Source organism: Psychrobacter sp. CX21 (assembly GCF_057396255.1).
On sequence record NZ_JBXYJG010000005.1, the window covers coordinates 60,185 to 86,904 of the forward strand.

Annotated in this window: 21 protein-coding genes; 9 read left to right on the forward strand and 12 right to left on the reverse strand. The window is 39.2% G+C overall.

Annotation, left to right across the window (positions count from 1 at the left end; translation table 11 throughout):
• The first annotated feature begins 175 nt into the window (after positions 1-175).
• From dsdA to umuC, 3 genes are all read left to right on the forward strand, one after another.
• A complete protein-coding gene (dsdA, locus tag AC2SLP_RS04600) occupies positions 176-1,441 on the forward strand; it encodes a D-serine ammonia-lyase (protein ID WP_486535538.1) in 1,266 nt (421 codons plus the stop codon).
• A 181-nt stretch (positions 1,442-1,622) separates the two neighbouring features.
• Positions 1,623-2,081 carry a translesion error-prone DNA polymerase V autoproteolytic subunit gene (gene umuD / locus AC2SLP_RS04605; RefSeq protein WP_486535462.1) on the forward strand — a complete coding sequence of 153 codons (459 nt, stop codon included), beginning with the start codon at positions 1,623-1,625 and terminating at the stop codon, positions 2,079-2,081.
• 209 nt (positions 2,082-2,290) lie between these two features.
• Positions 2,291-3,637, forward strand: a complete 1,347-nt coding sequence (umuC, locus tag AC2SLP_RS04610; RefSeq protein WP_486535463.1) for a translesion error-prone DNA polymerase V subunit UmuC — start codon at positions 2,291-2,293, stop codon at positions 3,635-3,637.
• A gap of 381 nt (positions 3,638-4,018) precedes the next feature.
• Here the strand turns inward: umuC and prpF are convergent, their stop codons facing one another.
• The 11 genes from prpF to AC2SLP_RS04665 all read right to left on the reverse strand — a co-directional run bounded on the left by prpF (position 4,019) and on the right by AC2SLP_RS04665 (position 16,253).
• Positions 4,019-5,266, reverse strand: coding sequence for a 2-methylaconitate cis-trans isomerase PrpF (gene prpF / locus AC2SLP_RS04615; protein WP_486535464.1), 1,248 nt, complete (start codon positions 5,264-5,266; stop codon positions 4,019-4,021).
• Positions 5,267-5,379: 113 nt separating this feature from the next.
• Positions 5,380-5,640 (reverse strand): Txe/YoeB family addiction module toxin, encoded by a 261-nt coding sequence (locus tag AC2SLP_RS04620; protein WP_486535465.1) that lies wholly within the window; start codon positions 5,638-5,640, stop codon positions 5,380-5,382.
• A 9-nt stretch (positions 5,641-5,649) separates the two neighbouring features.
• Positions 5,650-5,952, reverse strand: coding sequence for a type II toxin-antitoxin system Phd/YefM family antitoxin (locus AC2SLP_RS04625; protein WP_486535466.1), 303 nt, complete (start codon positions 5,950-5,952; stop codon positions 5,650-5,652).
• Between the two features lie 307 nt (positions 5,953-6,259).
• Positions 6,260-8,908 (reverse strand): Fe/S-dependent 2-methylisocitrate dehydratase AcnD, encoded by a 2,649-nt coding sequence (acnD, locus tag AC2SLP_RS04630; RefSeq protein ID WP_486535539.1) that lies wholly within the window; start codon positions 8,906-8,908, stop codon positions 6,260-6,262.
• 163 nt (positions 8,909-9,071) lie between these two features.
• A complete protein-coding gene (locus AC2SLP_RS04635) occupies positions 9,072-9,359 on the reverse strand; it encodes a hypothetical protein (protein ID WP_486535467.1) in 288 nt (95 codons plus the stop codon).
• 21 nt (positions 9,360-9,380) lie between these two features.
• Entirely contained in the window at positions 9,381-10,511 is a 1,131-nt protein-coding gene (gene prpC / locus AC2SLP_RS04640) for a bifunctional 2-methylcitrate synthase/citrate synthase (protein WP_486535468.1), read from the reverse strand.
• Positions 10,512-10,640: 129 nt separating this feature from the next.
• Positions 10,641-11,240 carry a DUF2059 domain-containing protein gene (locus AC2SLP_RS04645; RefSeq protein ID WP_486535469.1) on the reverse strand — a complete coding sequence of 200 codons (600 nt, stop codon included), beginning with the start codon at positions 11,238-11,240 and terminating at the stop codon, positions 10,641-10,643.
• A 156-nt stretch (positions 11,241-11,396) separates the two neighbouring features.
• Complete coding sequence (gene prpB, locus AC2SLP_RS04650) at positions 11,397-12,287, reverse strand: methylisocitrate lyase (RefSeq protein ID WP_486535470.1); 891 nt, start codon at positions 12,285-12,287, stop codon at positions 11,397-11,399.
• Positions 12,288-12,617: 330 nt separating this feature from the next.
• The gene (locus AC2SLP_RS04655; RefSeq protein WP_486535471.1) at positions 12,618-13,643 is read right to left on the reverse strand and encodes a LysR family transcriptional regulator; all 1,026 of its coding nucleotides are present in this window, start codon (positions 13,641-13,643) and stop codon (positions 12,618-12,620) included.
• A gap of 217 nt (positions 13,644-13,860) precedes the next feature.
• Entirely contained in the window at positions 13,861-14,547 is a 687-nt protein-coding gene (locus AC2SLP_RS04660; protein ID WP_486535472.1) for a hypothetical protein, read from the reverse strand.
• A 452-nt stretch (positions 14,548-14,999) separates the two neighbouring features.
• Positions 15,000-16,253, reverse strand: a complete 1,254-nt coding sequence (locus tag AC2SLP_RS04665; protein WP_486535473.1) for an NRAMP family divalent metal transporter — start codon at positions 16,251-16,253, stop codon at positions 15,000-15,002.
• A gap of 638 nt (positions 16,254-16,891) precedes the next feature.
• On the opposite strand from AC2SLP_RS04665, the gene AC2SLP_RS04670 reads away from it, so the two are divergent.
• Positions 16,892-17,866, forward strand: coding sequence for a hypothetical protein (locus AC2SLP_RS04670; RefSeq protein ID WP_486535474.1), 975 nt, complete (start codon positions 16,892-16,894; stop codon positions 17,864-17,866).
• A gap of 109 nt (positions 17,867-17,975) precedes the next feature.
• Here AC2SLP_RS04670 and AC2SLP_RS04675 read toward each other — a convergent pair whose 3' ends face one another.
• Positions 17,976-18,554, reverse strand: coding sequence for a TetR/AcrR family transcriptional regulator (locus AC2SLP_RS04675; protein ID WP_486535540.1), 579 nt, complete (start codon positions 18,552-18,554; stop codon positions 17,976-17,978).
• 268 nt (positions 18,555-18,822) lie between these two features.
• Here AC2SLP_RS04675 and AC2SLP_RS04680 point away from each other — a divergent pair, with 268 nt between their 5' ends.
• The 5 genes from AC2SLP_RS04680 (at position 18,823) to AC2SLP_RS04700 (ending at position 26,588) form a co-directional block, all read left to right on the forward strand.
• Entirely contained in the window at positions 18,823-19,974 is a 1,152-nt protein-coding gene (locus AC2SLP_RS04680) for an acyl-CoA dehydrogenase family protein (protein WP_486535475.1), read from the forward strand.
• A 191-nt stretch (positions 19,975-20,165) separates the two neighbouring features.
• Complete coding sequence (locus AC2SLP_RS04685) at positions 20,166-21,374, forward strand: acetyl-CoA C-acetyltransferase (RefSeq protein WP_486535476.1); 1,209 nt, start codon at positions 20,166-20,168, stop codon at positions 21,372-21,374.
• 97 nt (positions 21,375-21,471) lie between these two features.
• Positions 21,472-23,643 (forward strand): 3-hydroxyacyl-CoA dehydrogenase NAD-binding domain-containing protein, encoded by a 2,172-nt coding sequence (locus AC2SLP_RS04690; protein WP_486535477.1) that lies wholly within the window; start codon positions 21,472-21,474, stop codon positions 23,641-23,643.
• On the forward strand, positions 23,636-24,697 hold the full coding sequence (locus tag AC2SLP_RS04695) for a CaiB/BaiF CoA transferase family protein (protein ID WP_486535478.1): 1,062 nt from the start codon (positions 23,636-23,638) through the stop codon (positions 24,695-24,697). Before AC2SLP_RS04690 ends, AC2SLP_RS04695 begins: the two co-directional genes overlap by 8 nt.
• 196 nt (positions 24,698-24,893) lie before the next feature.
• Entirely contained in the window at positions 24,894-26,588 is a 1,695-nt protein-coding gene (locus tag AC2SLP_RS04700) for an AMP-binding protein (protein WP_486535479.1), read from the forward strand.
• The last annotated feature ends 132 nt before the right edge of the window (positions 26,589-26,720 follow it).

The window sequence follows — 26,720 nt, forward strand, 5'->3', positions numbered from 1 at the left end:
ATATATTTTTGCTCTAACGCATTTTATAGTATAGATATAAATAGTATAGATATGAAATGTGTTATTAAGTTTGGTTTCATAGCTAGTTTTGAATAGCTCAATTTAATAGCTGATTTTTAATGTCAATTTTACTAGCCAGTCCAATGACAGCTTATAAGGGGATAAAGTGTCACATATCATATTGAGTCATTATAAAGATAAAAATAATGAGCTGCTAAATAAGTTGCGCGATTTGATACCTGTATGTTGGCACAATCCTAAGCTAACAACTTTTAAGGAAGCCATTGAAGATGTTGGATTAACTCAAGAAGATGTGGATGCTACACATGCTAGGCTAGAGCGATTTGCCCCTTATATACAAAAAGCGTTTCCAGAAACCTCTCCAAATAACGGTATTATCGAGAGTAACCTATATCAAACGTCGCATCTACAACACCGATTGGGCTTAGATTTAGATAAAGGTACTCTTTATATCAAAGCTGATAATGAGTTGCCAATATCAGGATCTATTAAAGCGCGAGGTGGTATTTATGAAGTATTACAATATGCGGAAAGACTTGCTTTAGATCATGGTTTATTAAACCGTACAGATAACTATAGCAAGCTTGACTCCGATAAATTCAGAACTTTCTTTTCACAATACTCGATTTCGGTAGGTTCTACAGGTAATTTGGGACTATCTATCGGTATTATTTCTGCGAAATTGGGGTTTAATGCGCAAGTGCATATGTCGGCAGACGCGAAACAATGGAAAAAAGACAAACTAAGACATCATGGTGTTCAAGTGTTTGAATATGAAGGAGACTATGTCGAAGCGGTTGCCAATGGTCGTCGTCAAGCAGAGCAGAATCCTTACGGCTATTTTGTTGATGATGAAAATTCACGTCACTTATTTTTAGGATACGCAGTAGCGGGTGCGCGTCTAAAGCATCAATTGAGTCATATGGATATCACGATAGATGCTGATAGACCACTGTATGTCTATTTACCTTGCGGTGTCGGCGGTGGTCCAGGTGGTGTTGCTTTTGGACTAAAACTGGCTTTTGGAGATCATGTTCACTGTGTTTTTGCCGAACCTGTACAATCGCCTTGTATGTTGTTAGGGATTTATACCGGCTTGCACAATGGCATTAGTGTAGAAGATATCGGACTTAATAATAAAACGCTCGCTGACGGTCTAGCTGTCGGCAGAGCATCGGGCTTTGTAGGACAGGCAATGCAGCGCTCTTTAGATGCCCTTTATACTGTAAAAGACGACACGCTACTTGATGACATGCAAACTATTTATGACACCGAACATTTAAAACTCGAACCTTCAGCCTGTGCTGGTCTTGCTGGGGTTAACTACTTCTCTCATGTTGATAATGCCGTACATATCGTTTGGGCAACTGGCGGCAGTATGATGCCAGATGAGGTTTTTGCAGAGCTTTTAGCACGCTAACACTCATTCATACTTATGATTTTCTTAAAGTGATACCTTTGGTCATCTAGATTTCTTTTATTACTCTTGGTGTTAGATTATGATGTGACCCTATAAGGTCAATTATAAAACGAACTGTGCAATCAAACTGTGTAATCAAACTATGCAATTAAACTATGAAAACAAACGATTAAAATAAATTATGAAAACTAAAGTACTTGGTAAGTTAAATCCTCAAAGCTATACACCCCTACCATTCTTTATTGAGAAGGTTCCTGCGGGGTTTCCCTCACCAGCTGCAGGATACGTGGAAGCCAGTATTGATTTAAATGAATTATGCATTAGCCATCCCAATGCCACCTTTTTAGTGAGAGCAGGGGGGTTATCAATGATTGATGCAGGCATACATCCTGAAGATTTGTTGGTAGTCGATCGCAGCTTAGAGGCTCAGCACTGCGATATTATTGTGTGTGCAGTTAATGGGGAGTTTACAGTCAAAGAGCTGTGCCTTGAACCTACCCCCAAGCTCGTCGCTTATAACCATGACTACGATGATATTATTTTAGATGATGATATAGATTTTGAAGTTTTCGGAGTGGTAAAAAACATCATTCGTGAAATTAAACGCGGCCGCGGTCAGAATCGCCGACCTGATTTTTAAACCTTAGATTTATAGGCATAAATATATAGACATAAATGTCGTGGCGCATTTAAGAATACTCAGCCCGATAAGCACTCTATGCGACAACCGTCGTCGTTAATTCATTTTATTCACTATGATAAACCTGCTTTAGTCTGTTACCTTAAGTTTATTCCCTTTAAGCACAGCTTTAATAAATTTACCCTAACGCCACCTACTGGGACATTCCCATGTATGCCCTTATTGACTGCAACAGTTTTTACGCTTCTTGTGAAAAGCTATTTAGACCTGACTTAAAATATAAGCCAGTCGTGGTGTTATCAAACAATGATGGCTGTGTAGTCGCCCGATCCTCTGAAGCAAAAGCGCTAGGTATAAAAATGGGCGTGCCGTATTTCAAAGTGAAAGACTTTTGCAAGCAGCATAATGTGACCGTATTTAGCTCAAATTATGCGCTATACGCAGACATGTCACATCGGGTAATGAGTACTTTAGAATCCTTATGTCCTACTGTAGAAGTATATTCAATTGATGAGGCTTTTTTGTATCTTGGCGACTATCCGGTTGCGATGCAAGATCTTGACGCCTATGCCACAAAGCTTAAAAACATCGTTGAGCAATACACAGGTATTGCCGTCGGTGTGGGCGTTGGTCAAACAAAAACCTTAGCCAAGCTTGCCAATCATGCCGCCAAAAAGTTCCCTGCGACAAAAGGTGTTTGCATCCTAACAAACCCACGCTGGATACGCAGGCTGATGCAAATTACAGATGTTAAAGAGGTCTGGGGTGTAGGCCGCCGTTATGTACGTAGGCTTAATGCGCTAGGTATTGAAACTGTGTATCAACTGGCGATATGCGAGCCGGCCAAAATTCGTCAGCATTTCGGTGTGGTGCTCGAACGCACGTGCTTAGAGCTTAACGGACAATCTTGTCTAGGCATCGAGCAAGCAGAACCCAAAAAGCAGATTGTATCCTCTCGCTCATTTTCTAAACGAATCACCTGCCAGCAAGATTTAGAACAGGCGATATGTAGTCATGCCTCAGCAGCAGCAAGTAAGCTGCGCAAACAGCACAGTGTCTGCGCCACCTTAATAGTGTTTGCTAAAAATAGCGCCTTTAGTGAGCGAGAAAAGTACACACCTATATCGGGGCAATATCAATTTTGCGCGCCAACGGCAGACAGTAGAATCATGGTCAGTGCCGCACGAGAAGTGCTACATAAAATATATAAAGAGGGCGTCAGATACGCCAAAGCAGGAGTGATGTTATCTGATATTTGCCAACATGATGAAATACAGCCAAACCTATTCGATCAATCCGCTATCAACGATGCAAACGCAAACGCTTCAGGTGCAAATACTGAAAACACCAAAACGTATGATGATGAACAAAGGCAGACGGCTTTGATGGCAGTGATGGATGAGCTAAATAGCAAGTTTAGACACGATCGTAATCAGCAAGCGACCTTATTTGTGGCCAGTGAAGGTATTAAAGATAAGCAATTGTGGCAGATGAACCGCAATTTTTTGAGCCCGTGCTATACGACACGTATCAGTGATGTCTTAATCGTTAAATAAAAACCATCAATAAACTGAATATATAAAAGTCTGAATTTTAAGTTGAGATTAGCGTTATTTAATTGATTTCGATACTTATAGATATTACTAACGTTTAACCATTCTATTTTAACCTTGATAGCCCATATTCCATAGAACCCAAGTGTATAACGCATGTATAGTAGCAAAATAAAAAAAATAAAAGATAGACTTAGCATCAGCTTATTTAATAGGGGAGAAATATGCCTAACATAGGTAGTCTATTTTTATAGACTCCACTCAGTGCTCGTCCCTCGCACAAAAGCCAAAGCCCAAATCAATATTGACTTGGGCTAATAATATAGTATCTGGCCAACTAAAAAAATAATTTCAATGCGCTTAAAACACTAAATGCAAATAAGATTAAAAACTATCACTTGGTACAAACACCTGACCGACCATAATACGGCGAGCAGAACGGCTCATTGACACCTTTTTAGCCTGCCAGCGACCATTGACTTGCTCTGTTTTACCACCCACAAGTAACGTCCCAGACGGATGTCCAAACCGAACTTCTGATAAGCTACCACCGCCTGCTGCATGATTGACCAAGGTGCCTTGTGTGGTTGCCGCCGCTGCAATCGCTACAGCAGCAGTACCCATCATAGCATGGTGTAGTTGACCCATACTCATCGCACGTACTACCAAATCAACATCAGAAGCGTTAACCATTTTACCGCTTGAAGCTGTATAGCTTTGCGCTGGGGCTACCCATGCAATTTTGGGAATATGCTGGCTTTTTTCAGCATCACTAATATCCTCAAAAATCCCCATAGCCACACCACCTTTGGCACGGATGGTCTCAAGTTTAGTCTGTAGCTCTGGATTACCATTGACATCAGATTGTAGCTCAGTGCCAGTAAAGCCCAGATCTTCGGCCTTCATAAAAATAGTAGGAATACCGGCATTAATAAAGGTGGCTTGAACCGTATCTTTATCCAGACCACAGCCTGAGACATCAAAATCATCTACCAAATTACCAGTAGGGAACATCTCACTAGAGGCATCAACAGGGTCGATAAATTCAATTTTAACTTCAGCAGCAGGGAAGGTGACCCCATCTAGCTCAAAGTCACCTGTTTCTTGTACCTGAACTTGACCCGCTTCATCTACATAGACAGGAACGTGGGCAATGATAGTCTTGCTGATGTTTTGTTGCCATATTCGCACTTCACAAATACCTGACTCGGCACTGGCTGCCACTTTATCAGCATCTACCAACCCCATATTTATAGCACAAGCACCAACTGCCGCCGTTAGATTGCCGCAGTTACCATTCCAATCAAGCATAGGTTTTGTGATATTAACTTGACCAAATAAGTAGTTCACATCATGGTCATCTCGGTCTGATTTAGAAAGGATAACCGTCTTTGAAGTACTTGAGGAACCGTTACCTAATCCATCAATTTGTTTGCCATAAGGGTCTGGGCTACCGATAACCCGTAAAAGAAAATTATCTCGAGCTGCCCCTGGCTGCTGACAACGCTCTGGTAATTCAGATAATTTAAAGAACACGCCTTTTGATGTACCACCACGCATATAAGTAGCGGGAACAGGTATTTGGGGTGGGTTATTATTTTGGGGGGCATTATTATGATGAGTTTGAGACATGATTAATCCTTTAATTATTAATCTGTAGATACGATTGTATGAGTCTAATTTGATTTAAGTAGCTAAAAGAGTGTTATGTAGTCATTAAAAATGGAAATTATTAGTGATAAAAATTAATAATGATACCGACAAGCAATAATCGTCAGATAGTTATCATTAACGGCGTATACCAATCGATGTGTCTCATCGATACGGCGTGACCAAAATCCAGACAAGTTTTCTTTGAGTGCTTCTGGTTTTCCAATACCTTCAAAAGGAGTACGTTTGCACTCAATAATCAACTTGTTTATGCGCTTTAAAGTTTTTTTATCTTGAGTTTGCCAATATAGATAGTCTTTCCAAGCCAAATCTGTCCACGCCAGCTGTCTATTCATAAATATAAGCTATCCATTATCACAAGCGACATCATCACGCGTTTCGTCAGCATCCAAATTTTGTTCTATCAAATCTTGGGGCTTAACATCACCTGACTGATATTGGGCAATAGATTGAGCAAGGTGTGCTGCGTTAGCTGGAGACTTTAATAAATGTACCGTTTCCATTAAGCTATTGTAATGGTCCAAAGATAATACTACCGCATCTTCGGCATCGCGCCGAGTCACAATAGTAGCATCTACATCTTCTACTACGGAATCTAATACGTCTTTAAGATGACGCCTAGCTTCTGTAAAGGTAACGACTTTCATCGTAATTATCCTTATGGTTAAACAAAATTTAAAACTATCGATAATAATATGTACAGTATATGGTACATATTATGGCACAGTTCAATAATTTTAACTAGGATCTGTTTATCATCGCTATTTATAGAAATTAGTAGTCAGCGCTATTTATATCCCACAGGAAAATAAAAGCCATTAAGTATGACCAAATTTTAAGAATGAAACCGTTTAAAAAAAGCATAAACACCAGGTTTATGCTTTAGTAAACTCATAAATTATACTAGGGTCTGTTATCTCTAATATTCTTAGTATCTATATCTTCTAAGATATTCTAGGCCACTTCGCCAGCTAAGAACTCTTTAGCGAAACGTTGTAGCATACCGCCAGATTTATACATCTTAACTTCATCTGCAGTATCTAAACGGCAGATAACCGGCGTTCGATCTATCGTTCCATCAGTGCGATGAATCACTAGAATCATCTCGCCACCCGCAGAAACTTCGCCTTCAATATCGAACATTTCAGAACCATCGATGTTCAAAGTTTTACGTGTAGTACCTTCTTCGAACTGGACAGGTAGGGCACCCATGCCGACTAAGTTTTGACGATGGATACGTTCAAAATCTTCTGCCACGACACATTCAACGCCAGCCAAACGAACCCCTTTGGCAGCCCAATCTCGGCTTGAACCTTGACCATACCCATCACCAGCGATAATGATCAGTGGCTGTTTACGCTGCATATAGGTTTCAATGGCTTCCCACATACGCATAACTTCGCCTTCTGGCTCAACACGTGCTAGTGACCCTTGGATGACTTCACCATTTTCGTCCAGTACCATTTCATTCAATAACTTTGGGTTAGCAAAAGTTGCACGTTGCGCGGTTAAATGGTCACCACGGTGCGTCGCGTAAGAGTTATAATCTTCTGCGGGTAATCCCATCGTATCTAAATATTCACCAGCGGCACTGTCAGGCAAGATGGCGTTAGAGGGGGACATATGATCGGTGGTAATGTTATCGCCCAATACTGCTAAGGGACGCATACCTTTAAGCTTATTCGCTTCAGCCATTGCTCCTTCCCAATATGGAGGGCGACGAATATATGTACTAAGTTTACGCCAGTTATATTGAGGGTCAGTAATGGCATCATGACGTTCTGCATCTACTTTGCCTTCATCAAACATAGGAATGTAAACTTTACTATATTGTTCAGGCTTAACAGCGGACTCAACGATAGCATCTACTTCGGCATCATCAAACCAAATGTCTTTTAAGTAAACATCATTACCGTTTAGATCTTTTCCTAATGCATCCTTTTCGATATCAAAACGTATTGACCCGGCGATAGCGTATGCCACTACTAGAGGCGGTGACGCTAAGAAAGCTTGTTTGGCATAAGGATGGATACGTCCATCGAAGTTACGGTTGCCAGATAGTACCGCTGTAGAGAATAAGTCACGTTCAATGATCTCTTCTTGAATCTCAGGTTCTAAAGCGCCACTCATACCATTACAAGTCGTACAGGCATATGCCACAACGTCAAAACCTAACTTTTGTAGATCAGGAAGTAGATCAGCTTCTTCTAAATACAGTTTAACTGCTTTGGAACCCGGTGCTAAAGAGGTTTTTACCCAAGGTTTACGCACCAGTCCTTTTTGAACGGCATTGCGAGCCACAATACCTGCTGCAATCATATTACGAGGATTGGAGGTATTGGTACAACTGGTAATAGCGGCGATAATAACAGCGCCATCGGGCATGAGACCATCTTCAGGTACTGTAGGATCAAAGTCTTCTTGAGCAATGCCCACATCCACTAAATCAGTTGTAGACACTCGTGCATGAGGCTTTGAAGGTCCAGCAATATTACGAACAACAGTAGACAGATCAAAATGCAGCACGCGCTCGTATTCGGCGTCTTTCATACCATCAGCCCAAAGCCCTGTTTGTTTAGCATACGCTTCAACAACCTTGATTTGCTGTTCGGTACGACCTGTTAACCGTAAGTAGTCTATAGTCTGCTCATCAATAGAGAACATAACTGCCGTCGCACCATACTCTGGCGTCATATTAGAAATCGACGCTCTATCACCGACTGATAAGCTTCTTGCACCCTCACCAAAGCACTCCACATAGGCAGATACCACGCCTTCTTCTCGCAAAAACTCGGTCATCGCCAATACTAAATCGGTACCAGTGACGCCTTTTTGTAATTTACCAGTAATATGTAAACCTACAATATTTGGCAGACGCATATAAGAGGGATTTCCTAGCATGACACTTTCGGCTTCTAAACCGCCAACACCAATAGAGATAACACCTAATGCATCTACCATTGGCGTGTGACTATCTGTCCCAACTAGAGTATCGGGATAAGCAACAACATCACCTTGTTGATCTTTAATGACTTGAACAACAGGCGACATTTTTTCAAGATTAATTTGATGCATGATGCCGTTACCGGGCGGGACAACGTTTACATTGTCAAAGGCGTATTCACACCAATTGATAAAATGAAAGCGATCTTCATTACGGCGCTCTTCAACTTCACGGTTTTTTTCAAAAGCGTTTTCTTCATAGCCTGGGTGTTCAACTGCTAAAGAGTGATCAACAATTAGCTGGGTAGGTACTATAGGATTGATTTTAGAAGGATCGCCGCCTTCTTCAGCAATTGCATCACGAAGCCCTGCCAAATCAACAAATGCGGTCTGACCTAAAATATCATGACACACAACTCGGGCAGGGTACCAAGGAAAGTCAATTTCTTGTTTGCGGTAAATATGCTGAGATAATGCTTCGGTAAGATCTTCTGGAGGACAACGTCGTACTAAATTTTCACAAAGTACTTTTGAGCTAAAGGGTAATTTAGCATAAGCATTAGGTTCAATCTCGTTTACGGCTTGCTCTACATCAAAATAATATAAACCACTCTCGTCCCCATTTGGAAGAGGAAGCGGTTTTTTATAATCCTGATTCATAGGCTGCGGATGCTTATGAGTTAATATGGGCTTGTCTGTATTTTGGGTTGGCATTATGGGCTATCCTTGAATTCTAAAAAATTCATTTTGAATACTAAAACTTAAAAACTTAAACTTATAAAATTGTTGAAATTTTAATAAGATATAAACGGTGTGATTCTGATTATTTGTAAAGTTTACGAAATAAAAATATAACTACAATGATAAGAGGGGCGATCAACCAAAACATACCTATTGAGATAAATAACCATCCTAAAATACCTAAAACTCCTAAAGGTATTAGCAATAGAGCTTCAGATAATAAACCCTCAATCAGTTCACCTAATAACTGTCTACAACAGCTTTCTTGTTCAGGCTGATCTTCATGAGTCTGTTGATTGCGAACTTCTTTAGAATCTGATGAAGAATCTTTAGAAGTTCGACTATTGAGATGTTCAGGTTGATGATCCACTTTTATTAAGTACTCTATGTATTAACCACGCTCAATAATAGGGGGCACTTCTCTAGGCTCTTCACCAATATACTCGGCGCTTGGACGAATAATACGGTTGTTAGAACGCTGCTCAAATACGTGCGCTGCCCAACCTGTTAATCGTGAACAAACAAAGATAGGCGTAAATAGCTTGGTTGGAATACCCATGAAGTTATAGGTTGAAGCATGGAAAAAATCTGCGTTACAGAATAACTTCTTCTCACGCCACATCACTTCTTCACAGCGCACAGATACCGGATAAAGGACATCGTCGCCTACATCTTTAGAAAGCTTTTCTGCCCATTCTTTAATAATAACGTTACGAGGGTCAGATTCACTATAAATAGCATGACCAAAGCCCATGATTTTATCTTTGCGCTCAAGCATACCCATTAAGCCTGCTTCAGCATCGTCTGGTGAATCAAAACTTTCAATAAGCTCCATTGCTGCTTCATTTGCACCACCATGTAGCGGTCCACGTAGCGTACCGATTGCACCAGTGATACATGAGAACAGGTCTGATAGGGTAGAGGCACACACACGTGCAGTGAAAGTTGATGCATTAAACTCGTGCTCGGCATACAAAATTAACGACACATTCATCACACGTTCGTGCAGTTCGCTTGGTTTTTCATCTTTGAGCGTTTGCAAAAAGTGTCCGCCAATGGTATCTGCATCAGTTTTGCAATCAATTTGCACACCGTCATGACTATAGCGATACCAGTAGTTGATGATACTTGGGAACGCTGCCAGCATACGATTGGTTTTATCAAGCTGCTGCTCAAAACTGTCTTCTGGTTCTAGATTACCGAGCATAGAACAACCGGTACGTAGAACGTCCATTGGGTGCGCGTCTTTTGGAATGCGCTCTAGAACTTCTTTTAACGATTGCGGTAAGTCGCGCAGTTGCTTTAATTCTGCTTTGTAGTCGTCTAGTTGAGACTGGGTCGGTAGCTCACCGTATAATAATAAATAGGCGACTTCTTCAAAAATGCAGTTTTCCGCTAAATCTTTAACGTCATAGCCACGATAAGTTAAGCCAGAACCTGACTTACCTACGGTTGATAGCGCGGTTTGTCCTGCAACTTGTCCGCGTAGTCCTGCGCCTGAAAGTTTTTTGCCTGCTGCCATTATTTTATCCTTAATTAAAATTGAGTTTAGTGTTTAATGTTTAGTGTTTAGTGTTTAGTGTTTAGTGTTTAGCAAATAGATTAGATTTAATACAACTATCCAGATGTGACTTTATTTTAACTAATAATTTTAACTGCCGTTATTTCTTAGACTATCAGTTATGCCACACTCATCTATTTTTACAAGTAATAATGGTTGAATTAGATTTTGAAGGCTACCTTCGCCTTGTTGTAAAGACGATTGAGTGTATTTGATCATAGCAGGATCTTGTGACATTTGCGCAGCCTTCATAACCTCTTCTTCGGTTGGCGCCTCTGACGGATCGGGGGCTTCACCACCAAATGCTTGCAACATCTGTTTACTTTGGTAGTTCGAAACTTTCTGACCATAGTCCGAAGTATAAAAATCATTAATAGTACTCAATTCGTCATCGGTATAATTATTCTTGAAATATACTTCTAACTCTTCAGCTGCAAATTTATTATCGATATTATTTAGGCATGATTTTTGTTCATCATTTAATTCGACCATACTATTTAAGGCGCCGATGGCACCCATTACACTATATTGACTCGTTATTAAAGATACTGGCATATATTGAGATTGCGCAGCCAGTTCACCTGGCACACCTATTGTCTGTTCTGATACTTCCTCATTTTCTACTTCTGCATCAACCACTACCTCTTCACTTTCTGAATTGGTCTTGTCGCAAGCTGATAATGATGCCATAGCAACTATAGTCGCCGTTATGAAGATATTTTTTTTAATAAAATTCATTGTTTAATCTACTATATAAGAGACATTATATTAAAATTTAAAAATTACGCTGCTTACATGAGCTCATTTAACTTTATTAATAATTAGATCTTAATTAGTTATTAGATCTTATTTATTGGCAAAAAGCTTATCTAATGTTTGCTCAAATTCATGATAATTTAAGAAATCGTACAATTCCATACGCGTCTGCATCGTATCGACTACTTCTTCTTGAGTGCCATCATCTAACAGATGCTGATATACATTAAGCGCAGCTTTGTTCATCGCTCTAAATGCAGATAACGGATATAAAACCATATCAACACCTACACTATATAACTGCTCAGTGGTGTATAAATCGGTTTGGCCGAATTCTGTCATATTGGCCAATACAGGAATGTTTAGCACATCGGTAAACTTGCGATACATCTCAATATCGGTAAGCGCTTCAGCGAAAATCATATCTGCGCCAGCCTCTTCAAAAGCAACTGCACGTTCAACAGCCGCCTCTAATCCTTCCACTGAAAGCGCATCGGTACGCGCCATAACTACAAAGTCAGGATCAACCTTAGCATCTAAAGCGGCTTTTAAGCGATCTACCATTTCACCGGTAGAGACAATCTCTTTGTTGGGACGATGACCACAACGTTTTTGCGCCACTTGATCCTCAATATGAACGGCGGCCACACCTGCTTTTTCCATTTTCTTGATGCTTTGAGAGATATTAAATGCACCGCCCCAACCTGTGTCGATATCAACTAACAAAGGCGTATCAACGGCATTTGTGATACGGCTAGCATCTTCTAGCACGTTGTCTAGACTGGTCATACCTAAATCTGGTAAACCATATGAGGCATTAGCCACGCCTGCACCTGAGAGATAAATGGCTTTATGGCCAACTTCTTTAGCCATCATTGCTGTATATGCATTGATGGTACCCACTATTTGCAGGGGTAAATCTTTTGATTTTTGTTCAGAGATAGCGTCACGAAAACGCTTGCCAGCAGAATGTGAAGTCATATTCTTTCCTTAGAACTTATACGATGAATAAAAGACAGGGATCTAACCACCTGTTAAAAATATAAATTTATAGAGTGGCGAACTAAATTGTGTTTATAGATTACGCCTAATTTGTAAATATTAAAAGGTACAAATAAAAGGTTTATTTAATTTAAATTAAAACAATATTAAAATCATTTAAAGGTATTTGTGTATTGAATAATGTTATGCATAATTTCATAGTTTCATGCAACTATTATTCATTTTTAAGTTATAAATAATTAATGACGAATTGAATATTTACATTTAGTTACACTATTTATAATACTTATTCAATTTCTCAGTCTTATTTCATTTTGTCTTATGATTGCGATAAGTAATACCACGTATCTCATATATATCATAAATGACAGTGAGCAAATCATTAAATGCTGGATGAACGGGAGATTCTAAGGTACAAATGTAAATAGGCGAGGTTGCATCTTCATGAACTAATTTTTGATAACTAATTTGCTCGGAACGAACTGTTTTAAGGCTATCTGGTACTAGCGTTACACCTTCACCTGCTGCAACTAGACTTAGTGCAATTTGAATATCACTCACATATGTTTTGCGATGGGGAAGGGCAGATTGTTTTGCGAATAAGTTTAATAACGGCTCTCTAATTGACGATTGGGGTTTTATTTGTATTGAAACAGAATGACTATTGATCGAAGAGGTTTTTGAAGGATCATTACGTACTTGATCCGCGAATGAATCTGTTTGCGAAATAGTGTCAAAAGGCAAAAGTGTCTGATGATAAAGAATAACTTGTTCATTTTTTAATTGATTTAAATGTATGTCGTCTTCGTCTATCAGCGCATGGTCTTTGGGTAGGGCTGCGACGTAACGTTCATGGCGAAGGAGCAGTTGATTAATATCAGGGTCATTATGAACAAAACGTCCAAACCCAACATCAATCTCGCCTGCTTTTAGCGCCTCAACCTGTTTAAAAGAACTGATTTCCTTTAAATGAACGTTTAGTTCAGGCAGTTTTGATTTTAAATTTGCAATAATAGCAGGTAACAACCCATATAATACCGAAGGCACAAATCCTATATTCAATGTATTAGTCGGATGGGCTAAACGCTGTGTTAGCGTGATCGTGCTTTCAATGTCTTTAAGTATAATATCAATTCTATTATAAAAAAATTCTCCAGCTGCAGTAAGTTGTAGCGGCCGATGATATCTGTCAAAAAGTTGAACACCGATATTGTCTTCAAGTTGTTTGATTAAACGGCTCAAAGTAGGCTGGGACAATTGAGTGAAAGAGGCAGCTTCACTAAAGCTTTTTAACTGGGCAACCACATGAAAAGCTTTTAATCTTTTTAATTGCATTCTAAGCTCATATCGTATAAATAAAGAAGTTATTAACGTGAATAAGTATGCCTAGATCGCACATAGTGATAGTGCTTCATATATTGTACGCTTCGTATACTAAATCTGATTGTTTAAATAGCTGTAAATATTAAATAGGGATTATTTACTAAATTAGTTATAAGCTAATACTGCGATAGATTGATATGACGCCTTATCATATTTTTATACTTATAACTTATTCAAAGTCTATGTCATCCCCATTTTCAAAAATCATTCGACCATCAGAGACATCTACTTCAATCTCTTTATTAGTGCTAATGGCTTTTGATATTTTAGGATCTGATAATGTGAAATCCACATCAATATAATCAGTACCATTTGGCGCTATAGCTGGATCAAATTGAGTTAAAGGAATGACTACCGGTTTTGGCTGATCAAAAGTTGAGTCTTTAAGTAGTAAAGTACCCTTAAAGCTGCTAATAGCTACATCGCCACGATTGGCTAACACAAACCTAAGTTTAACATTGGTTAGACTGTCATTTTCACTCGCTTTACTCGGTAATAGTGCGAATGAAAAGTTATTTTGTTCTGTGCTATTTAGATTTTGATCTATAGGTCCGGTAGGGCTTTGGGGGTGCAGGTCTTCATATTCTCGCTGTTGTTCGATAGCCTGCTTGATCGTTGTTCTTGTCATAGCGCCTTTTTCATAAGATTCACTAGAGCGCATTCTAGTCATATACCGATTTAAAAGCTCTCTATCAGGTTGGGTAAGTTGATTTAAGGTATCACCTAGTTCGTCTTGCCACTGTTCAGAGTCAGTAGAAATAGTTTGCTGCATAGGATCTTCGGTATTGGAGCTGCAACCTGATAGCATGACGCAACCCATAAATAGTGGCAGTATATAATAAAACGGACCCTTCATAACTTTCTCCATTCATAGGTAGCTGTTTGGAATTCATTTAGTTTTTTATTCATGTACTTGTATTTAATACGATATAAATACCGCCTTAAAACTATACCCTTTAATAATGACCCGATACAATACAAATTTGATTGTTTTATATTTATTTCTTTATCTATTTATGAAATTTAACTTACTCTCAACACATTGCGTAAGCTGTGGCTTTAGCTTAGCATATAAAATTAATAGATACGTATTTATGGACTAAAATCACCAGCCTACAATGGATTGTCTTAAGTTAAGAGTGGGGTAACTTTATAATTCATTTAAGCATTGTATATGTTTTAAAAAAAGGCTGTCATATATTAATGACAGCCTATAATCTACATCTAGACAATTACTTATAGATGTATACTCTTAAGAAATCACTTATAAGCAAACTTTACACTTATACATCTACGCATTAACACTCATTAAACTATGCCCAACTGCTGAAGTATAAACAGCAGAGCAATCCCGCCTAAGAAAATCAAACCGGCAATACTATATAACTTCATACCGCTTGATAATTTTTTGTGATTTTTGGCTAATGAATAGTTCAACCAACCAAATATTGGTGCAGATACAAAAGCACTGATCATGGCAAACTTAAGCATGGCTCCTAATTGACCAGTAAAGTAGGTGATAAGAATAAAGCCGCCCCACGCACAGTACGTTGTCCATAAAAGAATATGGGTTTGCGATAAGCTTTTATCACCTTTGATTAGGCGCCAGCTCTCTGCATTGATACGTCCATAACCATCAGCACAAGTGATGGTTGTTCCAAACATCACCATAAAGGCCACAAATGCTACCAATAAGCGTGACCATTCACCAATAGTATCGATATACATATTGATAAGCTGTCCCACATAGGCACCGCCCGTGGTTTTAATTTCAACACCTGACCCATATTGAACGTAGACACCCAAGGCTAAGAACAGCAAGGCTAGAATCGATGTTGAAATAAACCCTACATTAAAGTCGACAAGCCCTTGGCGATGTGTCGTGTGATCTGCTTTGATTTTTGCAGAAATCCACATCGAATTAATCGCTGAGAACTCAAGAGGTGCAGGCATCCAGCCCATTAAAGCGACAATAAACCCAAGCGTTGCCATATCCCATGGTGAGGTGACCACAAAATCTGGTGAAATGATAGCAGGTTTGCCCGCAGCGATGAATACGGCCGCTATAGTTGCCAAAGTCAAAATTACCATGATCCATTTGGTCACTCTATCTAGCAATTTATAATGACCTAGTATTAGAAATAACCGCGATACGGCCAATACTATCAATGATACATTGGTGGTAGACAGACCTATGCTTTCAGGCAACATAATACCGAGTATAACCGCAGCCAAGAGGGCAACGGCGCCTGTACTGATAACTGAAGCTGCTAGAGATAGAATGAAAAAGGCCCAAAGATAAAATTTAGATTTTTTAGCGTATCCAGCTATTAAAGATTCACCTGTTTCATAGACGTAATCTGTACCGAATTTGAAGAAAGGGTACTTAAAAAAATTGGCTAAAATAATCATGATAGCCAACTGCCAACCATAAAGCGCGCCAGCTTGAGTAGATGATATGAGGTGTGACCCACCAATTGCCGCAGTTGCTAATAAAATACCCGGTCCAAAGTTTTTCCAACTTGAACCTTTGTTGGTCGTTTCGGTAGCAGTAATACTCATTTGTTATCGTCCTTTAATATCATTTAATTAACAGACCCTAGTACGATGTTCAATAGATAGCATTTTAATAGGCTTTTTTATAACTTATTCAGCATTTATAAAGCTTCGATCTTTAAGATATGCGTCGCTCATAAAAAATTCAAATGAGTTATAATCCGGTATATACTTAAATTTTTAATATATTTTAGTCAAAATTATGATTTAAAGATGAGCCGTTAAGTTACAAAAGCATAATATAATATCATGTAACTTAAATAACACAGAAACAATTCTGATTTAATCCATATTTATGTATTATAATTTTATTTATTTTAAACTTAATAAAAAAAGTTTTGAACAATGTATTTATTAATACTCAAAGCTTTGAATCTAACACTAAATACTTTATGAAAGCTAAGCTTTGGGTAGATTAACTTCAAGGATTAGGGCATGTCCCTTTTTGTAAATGAAATAAGGTATGGTTTAAAAATCCAAATTTGGACACACCCTAATCCTTTCACAATTAAATCATTTATAATCTTAATCGTTTAAAACCTTTAAGCAGTCAAGTTATTTTATCGGTAAAGTTTATAAGTCTCTTTTAAATGTGACTGATCAAGATATGACTGTTTAAAATGCAGATAAGGTAAATGCAAATTATGGCGCATAACAAACACAATCCGTTATTTTTGGAGTCCAATACTTTGGATGAGACGAACAGGAATCATAATATGCGTCATAGTGATCACACATCGGCTGACGAACTCAAATTAACTCATAATAAATCTAATACACCCACAACCAAAAGTTCAGATAACCTCACCTATTCTACAAACGTAAAAGATGATGAGACATTCGATAAGGCATATACTTCCACTATAATCAATTCGGAAATAGACCCATCTAATATAAACAATTATGATATAAAAACTTCTGATATAAACACTTCTAACTTAAACGCCCCAAATAGGGGCGCTGACAATTTAGACGCTTCTAATATTTTGATACCCACTTCAGATTTGAGTAAAAAAACAGATAGAAAACGGTTACGCACCATACTTTATATTATATTTTTAGTTATATTGCTCGCTGCACTTATAGGATTACTGCTAAATCACAATACGCTATCTAATAGATTAGTGAATAATGATGACAATCATTTGACCCAAACCAGTGAACAAGATTCTGCTGTGGTTGAAAACAGTGAAGTTAAAAGTGCATCTAATGGAGACTCGGTAACTGTTGTACCAAATAGTTCTGCTGAAAGTGAAACACTTAGAAATAGCTCAAAGCAAAGCAACGAAATTGACACTGAATCTACTGTAGAACTTAATACGAATCCAGAACAAGATCCAGCAGTAAAAGCAGCAATTGCTGCTGCTTTGGGAGAAACGCAATCTTATGATGTGCCGTACGAACCTATTCAGCCTCAGTATGACCGTCAAGCGTCACCCGATGGTTCATACGCTTCAAGTGAAATAAACTATATTAATAATCAAAATAACAAAGTGAGTTACGAGGATTTTATTCAGTCTGCCGAAACGCCGATATTTGTTGAAGGGCAGGAAGATAGCAATGGTACTACCAATAACAATATGAAAGACACAATTAACGATGAAATTAATGAACGATAGTATTAAAGATGCTATTAAAAACGAAGTTAAACAATCCAACACACCCTTACCGTTTAAATAATTTTATTACTTTTATGTGTTCATGCGATTGACTGTTAAAATTTAAAGATTAATATGTTTTAGGTTTTGACAGTGCGCGCCAAAGAATAATAAATAAATCATCAAAACTGTCAGTTAACAATTTATCAGTTTGGCGCACAACCTGCATCATGCCAATACGCATCACAAACCCCATAAAAACATCAAAAAGCACGTAAAGAGGAACATCATCATTTAGTACCCCTCGATTCTGCCCATCGGATAGTACACTTGTGAATGCATTGATAAGCTCCTCATTTTCATAGATAGATATCTTGCGTATGTCCGTTGCAGAAACAGTGGTCAATACTAGAACGGCTTTTGAATTATTATCAACAAAATCAAAAATAACCCAAAGTGTTTTTCGTATTCTATCTTCAACACTATCTATCCCATGTAAATGATCCATCATACGTAGAGCCAGTCTACCTAGCACTCTATCCATAATCGTTTGGAATAGAGTTTGCTTATCCCCAAAGTATTTATACAAAGTTTGAAGGGAAACATTGGCACTTCTTGCTATTTGAATCATGGTGACATCTTTAGCGTTGTTTATAGAAAAAAGCTCATGTACCACTCTTTCTATGTTATCTAATGTAGCTGGTCGCATTTTTGACAAAGGTGCTAAGGCTTTATTATCTTTGCTTTTAGATATGATATCTACTTGGTTATATGAATGGCTCACATACACTCCAACAATAGGGTAATTATAATTACTATTTTTATAGCTTTCATTGATTTTGTAAAATTACTTTTGTAGTATAAATTCCTAATACATGCAGTTACAAGCTTTAATTGCTATAAACTGTACTTTATTAAAGGTAATACTGATTACCATTATAAATTATTTAAATGTTTAATTGTTAAGGAATGACCTTATGAGTATTGATGCTTTTAAAAGTAATTGGATGACCGAAGAACACGAAATGGTATATGAAAGCGCCTTCAAGATGTTTAAAGATTGGGAAGAGAAGGACGAAGGATGGCGCGGCAATGGCATGATTGATCGCGAAGCTTGGAATGAAGCTGGTGACATGGGTTTCTTATGTGCGTCTATGCCAGAAGAATACGGTGGCGGTGGCGGCGATTTTGGTCATGAAGCGGCTATATTACTTGCCCAAGCACACGCTAACCAAGCAAGCTATGGCGGTATGGTACATTCAGGTATCGTAGCACCTTATATTTTGAATTTGGGTACAGAAGATCAAAAAAAGAAATGGTTACCTAAAATGGCGACTGGCGAATATGTGGGTGCCATTGCAATGACAGAACCTACAACCGGTTCTGATTTACAAGCCATTAAAACATATGCAGTAAAAGATGGTGATGACTATATCATCAATGGTTCGAAAACCTTTATAACCAATGGGCAGCATGCCAATATTATAATTTTAGCATGTAAAACTGATCGTGATAAAGGCGCACAAGGCGTTTCTTTAATCGTTGTCGAAACAGACGGACTTGAAGGGTTTGAGCGTGGTCGTAACCTTAAGAAAACCGGGTTAGCGGGTCAAGATACTTCAGAATTATTTTTCAGTAACGTTCGTGTACCGCAATCTAACCTACTTGGCGGTCTTGAGGGGTTAGGCTTTATTCAGATGATGCAAGAGTTGCCGCAAGAGCGTCTAATTATTGCATTAAGTGGGTGTGGCGCTATCAAACTGGCATTAGATCTTACTTTAGACTATGTTAAACAACGCGAAGCATTTGGTCGTCCTATTTGGAAGTTCCAAAACACCCGCTTTAAATTGGCAGAAATTCAAGCAGATTATCTGGCAGTACGTGCGTTATGTGACGCGGCTATTGAGTCAATGATAGAAGGTAAATTAACCGCAGCGCATGCTTCATTAATTAAGTACTGGGTAACGGAAAAGCAATGTAAAGCAATGGATGAATGCTTACAGTTATTCGGCGGTTATGGTTACATGAGTGAGTACCCAATCGCTCGTATGTATGCTGATGCCCGTGTTCAGAAGATCTACGGCGGTACTAACGAAATTATGAAAGAGCTAGCCTCACGTTTTATGTAATGCATCCGTTAAACTAATCTTTGGTGACTTGAACACGATATCAGGTCATCAAATCGTTACGCTTAAAACTTTTATATTTGGCTTAATCTACTATCTTTAACATGACCTAATATGGTAATGTTAATTAACTGTTTTGATGTAAACAAACAGCTCTAAAATAAATTATTGTAATAACGAAAAAAGGGATTTTTATGACTGAAGTTGCCTATATTTACGACGCCATTCGTACACCTCGCGGTAAAGGTAAAAAAGATGGTTCATTGCATCAAGCCTCTCCTATTTGGCTGGTTCGCACGCTATTAAAAGAGATGCAGCAGCGCCACAACCTAGATACCAGTTTAGTAGACGATATCGTATTGGGCTGTGTTACCCCAGTCGGCGAGCAAGGTTCTGACATTGCGCGTATTGCTGCTATTGACGCTGAGTGGCATGAGAGCGTGGCAGGATTAACCCTATCACGCTTTTGTGCTTCTGGTCTTGAGTCAATTAACTTGGCTGCTACCAAAGTGATGTCCGGTATGGAAGATTTAGTGGTTGCCGGCGGTGTTGAGTCTATGAGCCGTGTGCCAATGGGCTCTGATGGCGGTGCTTGGTATATGGATCCGCGCGTAAACGTATCTACCGAGTTTGTTCCTCAAGGTGTTGGCGCAGATACCATTGCTACTCTACGCGGCTTTAGTCGTGAAGATGTTGATGCCTTTGCTACTGAATCGCACAAAAGAGCGACTGCTGCTTGGGAGAAAGGCTATTACGATAAGTCAGTGGTTCCAGTCACCGATATAAATGGTCTTTTAATGTTGGACAAAGATGAAACTATCCGTCCTAATACTTCTGTTGAAACCCTGTCCAAATTAAACCCATCATTTGCTATGCCTGGCAAAATGGGCTTTGATGGCGTTATTCTTGATAAGTACACCACAATTGAAGACGTTATTCATGTCCACCATGCCGGTAATTCATCTGGTATTGTTGATGGTTCAGCCTTATGTTTAGTAGGTAGTAAAGCGGCTGGTGATAAAGCCGGTCTAAAACCACGAGCTAAGGTTACCATGGCATCTGTTATCGGTTCAGAGCCTACAATTATGTTAACGGGTCCAACACCAGCTTGTCAAAAAGCCCTAGATAAAGCCGGTATGACGGCTGCAGATATCGATCTTTGGGAAATTAACGAAGCCTTTGCAGCCGTACCAATGAATACTGCTGCTGACTTTGGTATTTCACTCGACATAGTAAACGTTAATGGTGGTGCTATTGCCATGGGTCATCCATTAGGAGCTACAGGCGCTATGTTAGTGACCACCGTATTGGATGAATTAGAACGTCGTGACTTAAGTACTGCCATGATTACATTGTGTGTGGGTGGCGGTATGGGTATTGCGACCATTATTGAGCGTGTTTAATCCGCAACCTATCAACAATATGGTTTCACTCTTCTAAAGTCTAAATACGGACAGAATATACGCCCTATATTAAGTGTAGAAATAATAAGGATATAACATGAGCACAAACAGCGTAAACGCCATTAATGAACTAAATAATTTTTCGGCAGAAGCAGACAACGGTATTATCACCGTTACCATTGATCAAAGTGATCGCAAAATGAACGTGATTGGCGATGGCTTCAATGAAGCTTTTGCCACTTTGACTGACTCATTTATTAGTGATGAAGAGGCTAAAGGTCTTATATTAACTTCTGCCAAATCCACTTTTGTGGTTGGTGCTGATATTGATAAGCTTGCAAAAGTAGAAACTGCACAACAAGCATTTGATCTGGTAGAAGACTTAAAAACCAGTCTGCGTAAACTTGAAACTGCAGGCAAACCAGTAGTAGCAGCCATTACCGGCACGGCATTGGGCGGTGGGTTGGAGCTTGCTTTGGCTTGTCACTACCGAATTGCTATTGACTCTCCAAAGACCAAACTGGGTCTACCTGAAGTAAAACTGGGTCTATTGCCAGGCGGCGGCGGTACTCAGCGTTTACCTCGTTTGGTGGGTATCCAAAAATCGCTTGAATTGATGACTCAAGGCAAAGAGCTTCGTCCTAAGCAAGCCGTTGAAATTGGTCTTATTAATGACACTGCTAAAGACAATGATGAGCTAATCAGCAAAGCTAAAGAATGGATCAATAATAATCCTAAAGCCAGCCAGCCTTGGGATGAAAAAGGATTCAGAATCCCAGGTGGCGATAGCAAGAACCCTAAAGTGGTTCAGGTATTTTCAATTGCTCCGGCAATGGCGAATCAAAAATCGCATGGCAATTACCCAGCTATTACACATATATTATCTAGTGTGTTCGAGGGCTGCTTAACTGATATTGATAATGGTCTGAAAATTGAGTCACGTTATTTTGTCGCTTGTGCCTTATCTGATGTTTCTAAAAACATGATTAATACCCTTTGGACTCAGCTAAATAACATCAAGAAAGGTCAGTCACGCCCTGATGGGTTTGAGCGCTCTAAAGTGAGCAAGGTTGGTATTCTTGGTGCCGGTATGATGGGTGCTGGTATTGCTTATGTTTCTGCCAAATCTGGTATGGATGTTGTGCTTTTAGATACATCTATTGAAGGTGCTGAAAAAGGTAAAAACTATTCTACCAAAATATTAGATAAAGCCATTAGTCGCGGTCGTTCTAATGAAGACAAAAAGCAAGCCTTATTAAATAAAATTAAGACTACCGTATCTTATGACGACCTAGAAGGCTGTGACTTAATTATCGAAGCGGTATTTGAAGACATAGATATTAAAGCGGCTTGTACCCGTAATGCTGAAGCAGTCATTCCAGAAACTGCCGTTTATGCTTCAAATACTTCGACGCTACCCATTACTGAACTGGCAAAAGCGAGTAAACGTCCAGATCAATTCATCGGATTACATTTCTTCTCTCCGGTAGATAAAATGCCATTGGTTGAAATTATTGTTGGTGAAGAGACAGATGATGCCACGTTAGCCAAAGGTTTTGATTATGTGGGTCAAATTGCTAAGACGCCAATCGTAGTAAATGACAGTCGCGGCTTCTACACCTCTCGCGTTTTTGGTACCTATGTATCAGAAGGTATAGCAATGTTGGCTGAAGGCATTCATCCACGCAGCATCGAAGTTGCCGGTTTAAAAGCGGGTATGCCAATGCCGCCTTTAGCTTTACAAGACGAAGTATCGCTAAGCTTGTCGTTACACGTTATGCAGCAGACTAAACTTGCTTTAGAAGCTGAAGGTAAGACCTTTACCCCACATCCTGCTATGCCAGTAGTCGAAAAAATGGTGAATGAGTTGGGACGTGAAGGTAAAAAAGTAGGTAAAGGCTTCTATGATTATCCAGAAAGTGGTGAAAAACGCTTATGGCCTGAGCTGACTGAGCTTTATCCGACTAAAGATGAGCAGCCATCACAGCAAGACTTAGTAGATCGTTTGCTTTATGTTCAAGCTAATGAGACTGCCAAATGTTATGAAGAAAATGTGGTACGTTCGGTAGCGGATGCTAATGTCGGATCAATATTTGGTTGGGGCTTTGCACCAAACCAAGGTGGTACGTTACAGTTCATTAACTCAGTTGGCGTTGCTAAGTTTGTAGAGCGTAGTAAAGAGCTTGCTGCTGCATATGGAGAGCGTTTTGCACCTGCTAAGATTCTAGTAGAGATGGCAGAGAAAGGTCAGGAGTTTAGCGATGAGTAGCTCACTACTGGATCAAATGTCAGACTGCCTTAAAGGTGTAAAAGTAGTGGATCTAACCCGTAATTTGCCTGGTCCATTTGCGACTAGGCTACTTGCGGACCTTGGCGCACAAATTGTTAAGATTGAACCGCCGAATGGAGATCCTGCTCGTGCCTTTGGTGAGTTATTTACCTCACTAAATCACGGTAAAGACACTCAAAAAGTGGATTTCCGTGACAAAGCGGGTATTGAGACTATCAAAGAGCAGATAAAAGACGCCGACGTTATGCTTGATAGCTTTCGCCCTGGCGTACTTGAAGCCACAGGGTTAAGTGCTGAGACTCTACTAGAGCTTAATCCAAAATTGGTTATGGTGTCTATTACTGGTTATGGTAAAGCTGATGGTGAAACGGTAAATCATAACTGGACTCAAAAAGCGGGTCACGACATTAACTTTATGGCGATGAGTGGCGTGCTTGATCAGTTAAAGACAGCGGATGGTGGGCAAGCTATGCCCAATATTCAGTTTGCTGATTTAGCAGGTGGTAGTGATACCGCAGTCATCGCACTATTGGCTGCGGTTATCGCTGCCAAAGCTACTGGCAAAGGCCGTCATATCAATATTAGTATGACTCACAGCTTATATAACCATATGGTTATGCCGAAGTCTACCGGTAAGCTGATTGAGCAGATGACTGGTAAAAAACCAGTTCCTCAGTATGACTTCTTGGGTGGTCTGTTACCTTGCTACCGCCTATATAAGACGTCAGATGAGCGTTACATGGCAGTCGGATCGCTTGAGCTTAAGTTCTGGCAAGGGCTTTGTGATGTACTTGAGTTAGCAGATTTAAACAATATTCACTGGCAGCGCGGTGTACTGCCAAATACGCCAGATAGCCGTGCCGCTATGCAAACCCTAGCTGATAAATTTGCAAGCCAGCCATTAGCGCATTGGCAACAAGTCTTTAATGACGCCGATGTCTGCGTGACCCCTGTATTAACCTTAGCAGAGGCTCAGCAGCATCCGTTATTTGCTCATCAAGATCAGTATGGCGCTACTGCAGGTTGGCAATAGATTAATTAAATTATATTTCTTCTAGACATTTTACTGCGCTTATTATAGTTTATTAGTTATAACAACTAAACTCATTATGTAGTTAGTTGTAAACTAACTGTTTGATATTTTTAATAGTAAATTGAGCAGCTTATATAAAGTTAAGACTAAAATGTTCCAAGGAAGGAATATGAACGTATACTATGGAAGGTAAGTAATGACTAAGTTTTGGACACAATACTATCCTGAGGGTGTCGCAACTGACATTCCCGTCACTGATGATACGCTTGTTGAATTCTTCGACAAAACGCTCAGTGAATTCTCTAGCAATAAATTTTCCTCAAATATGGGTGTAAGCTACACCTATGCAGATATAGATAACATATCACTTTCTATCGCCTCCTATTTGCAAAGTTTGGGACTGCCTCAAGGTTCCTCGATAGGTGTGATGATGCCTAACGTAAACCAATATTTACCTATCGTTATTGGAGCTCTGCGCGCAGGCATGGTATTAACTCTAATTAACCCTTTGTATACTGAGCGTGAACTTAAACACCAGCTCATTGATGCTGAGGCTAAAGTATTATTTATCTTAGAACCATTTTGTAATACCTTAGATACCATTATAGATAAAACACCGCTCGAGCATGTTGTAATTAGTAGTATTGGTGATATGCTCAAATCCAAAGGTACGATAGTAAACCTTGCTGCTAAGTATATTAAAAAAGCAATTCCAAAATACGCTATCAAGGATCAAGACGACTGTGCTGTAACTCATTACAAAAAAGTTGTTGCATTGGGCAGAAAGCTGACCTATTCACGTCCAATCATTAAACCTGATGATATAGCCATGATTCAATATACGGGCGGTACCACGGGGATTGCAAAAGGTATTCTAATTACCCATCGAAATGCAGTGTATGGTAGTAGTCAATACGATGCATGGTTGAACTCGATTTTTCGTAATCAAGACAATGTGGATCAGCTAACATGTGTGGTTGCACTGCCTATGTATCATATCTTTGCATTTATCATCTCGCTGCTTGGTATTCGTACCGGTCAGCATCTACTATTGGTTACTAATCCACGAGATGTAGACAGCTTCGTTAAGATACTTAGCAAAGAAGAGTTTCATCTTTTGCCCGCGGTTAATACGTTGTTTCAAGCACTGCTCAATCATCCTAAATTCAAAGACATCGATTTTTCTTCGTTACAGTTGACCCTAGCAGGTGGTATGGCAGCCACTCAGGAAACAGCTCGAAAATGGTTTGATATTACCGGTGTTCACATACTCGAAGGTTGGGGTATGTCTGAAACACTTGGAGTGGGAACTGCTAATCCGCTTACTTCGACCGAATTTAACGGTACTATTGGGATGCCACTACCCGGAATAGATATTAAAGTAATTGATGATAACGGGGATAAAGTAGCAATAGATGAAGAGGGTGAGATTGTTATAAAAGGAGCCAATGTTATAAAAGGCTATCATAATCTTGACAATACTAAGTTCTTTACTGAAGATGGCTACCTTAAAACAGGCGACGTCGGCACTCTTAATGAGCAGGGATATGTAAAACTTTTTGATAGAAAAAAAGATATGCTTATTGTCAGTGGATTCAACGTGTATCCAAATGAAGTCGAAAGCGTTGTCGAGATGCATCCTAAAGTTAGAGAGTGTTCTGTCGTTGGTGTTGAGGATGAGCTTCAAGGGCAATCTGTCAAAGTATTTATCGTCAAAGATGATAAAAGCTTAAGCAAAAAAGATATCCAAGAATTTTGCAAAAAAAATCTGGCAGGGTACAAGCGACCACGCCATATTGACTTTATAGATGAATTACCAAAGTCTACTGTTGGCAAGATTTTGAGGCATGAACTTCGTTCAAAGAATCAAGACGTAGCTGAAGAGGCTTGAATGATATATTACTAATGCTTAAGAAAATGTCTTGGAATATTGTAACTTGCAGATAATAAAGACCCATATAATTTTTTGGTAAAAAACAAACATGGTTTTTATGATGGGTTCTTATCTTTAAAAAGGGCTAAA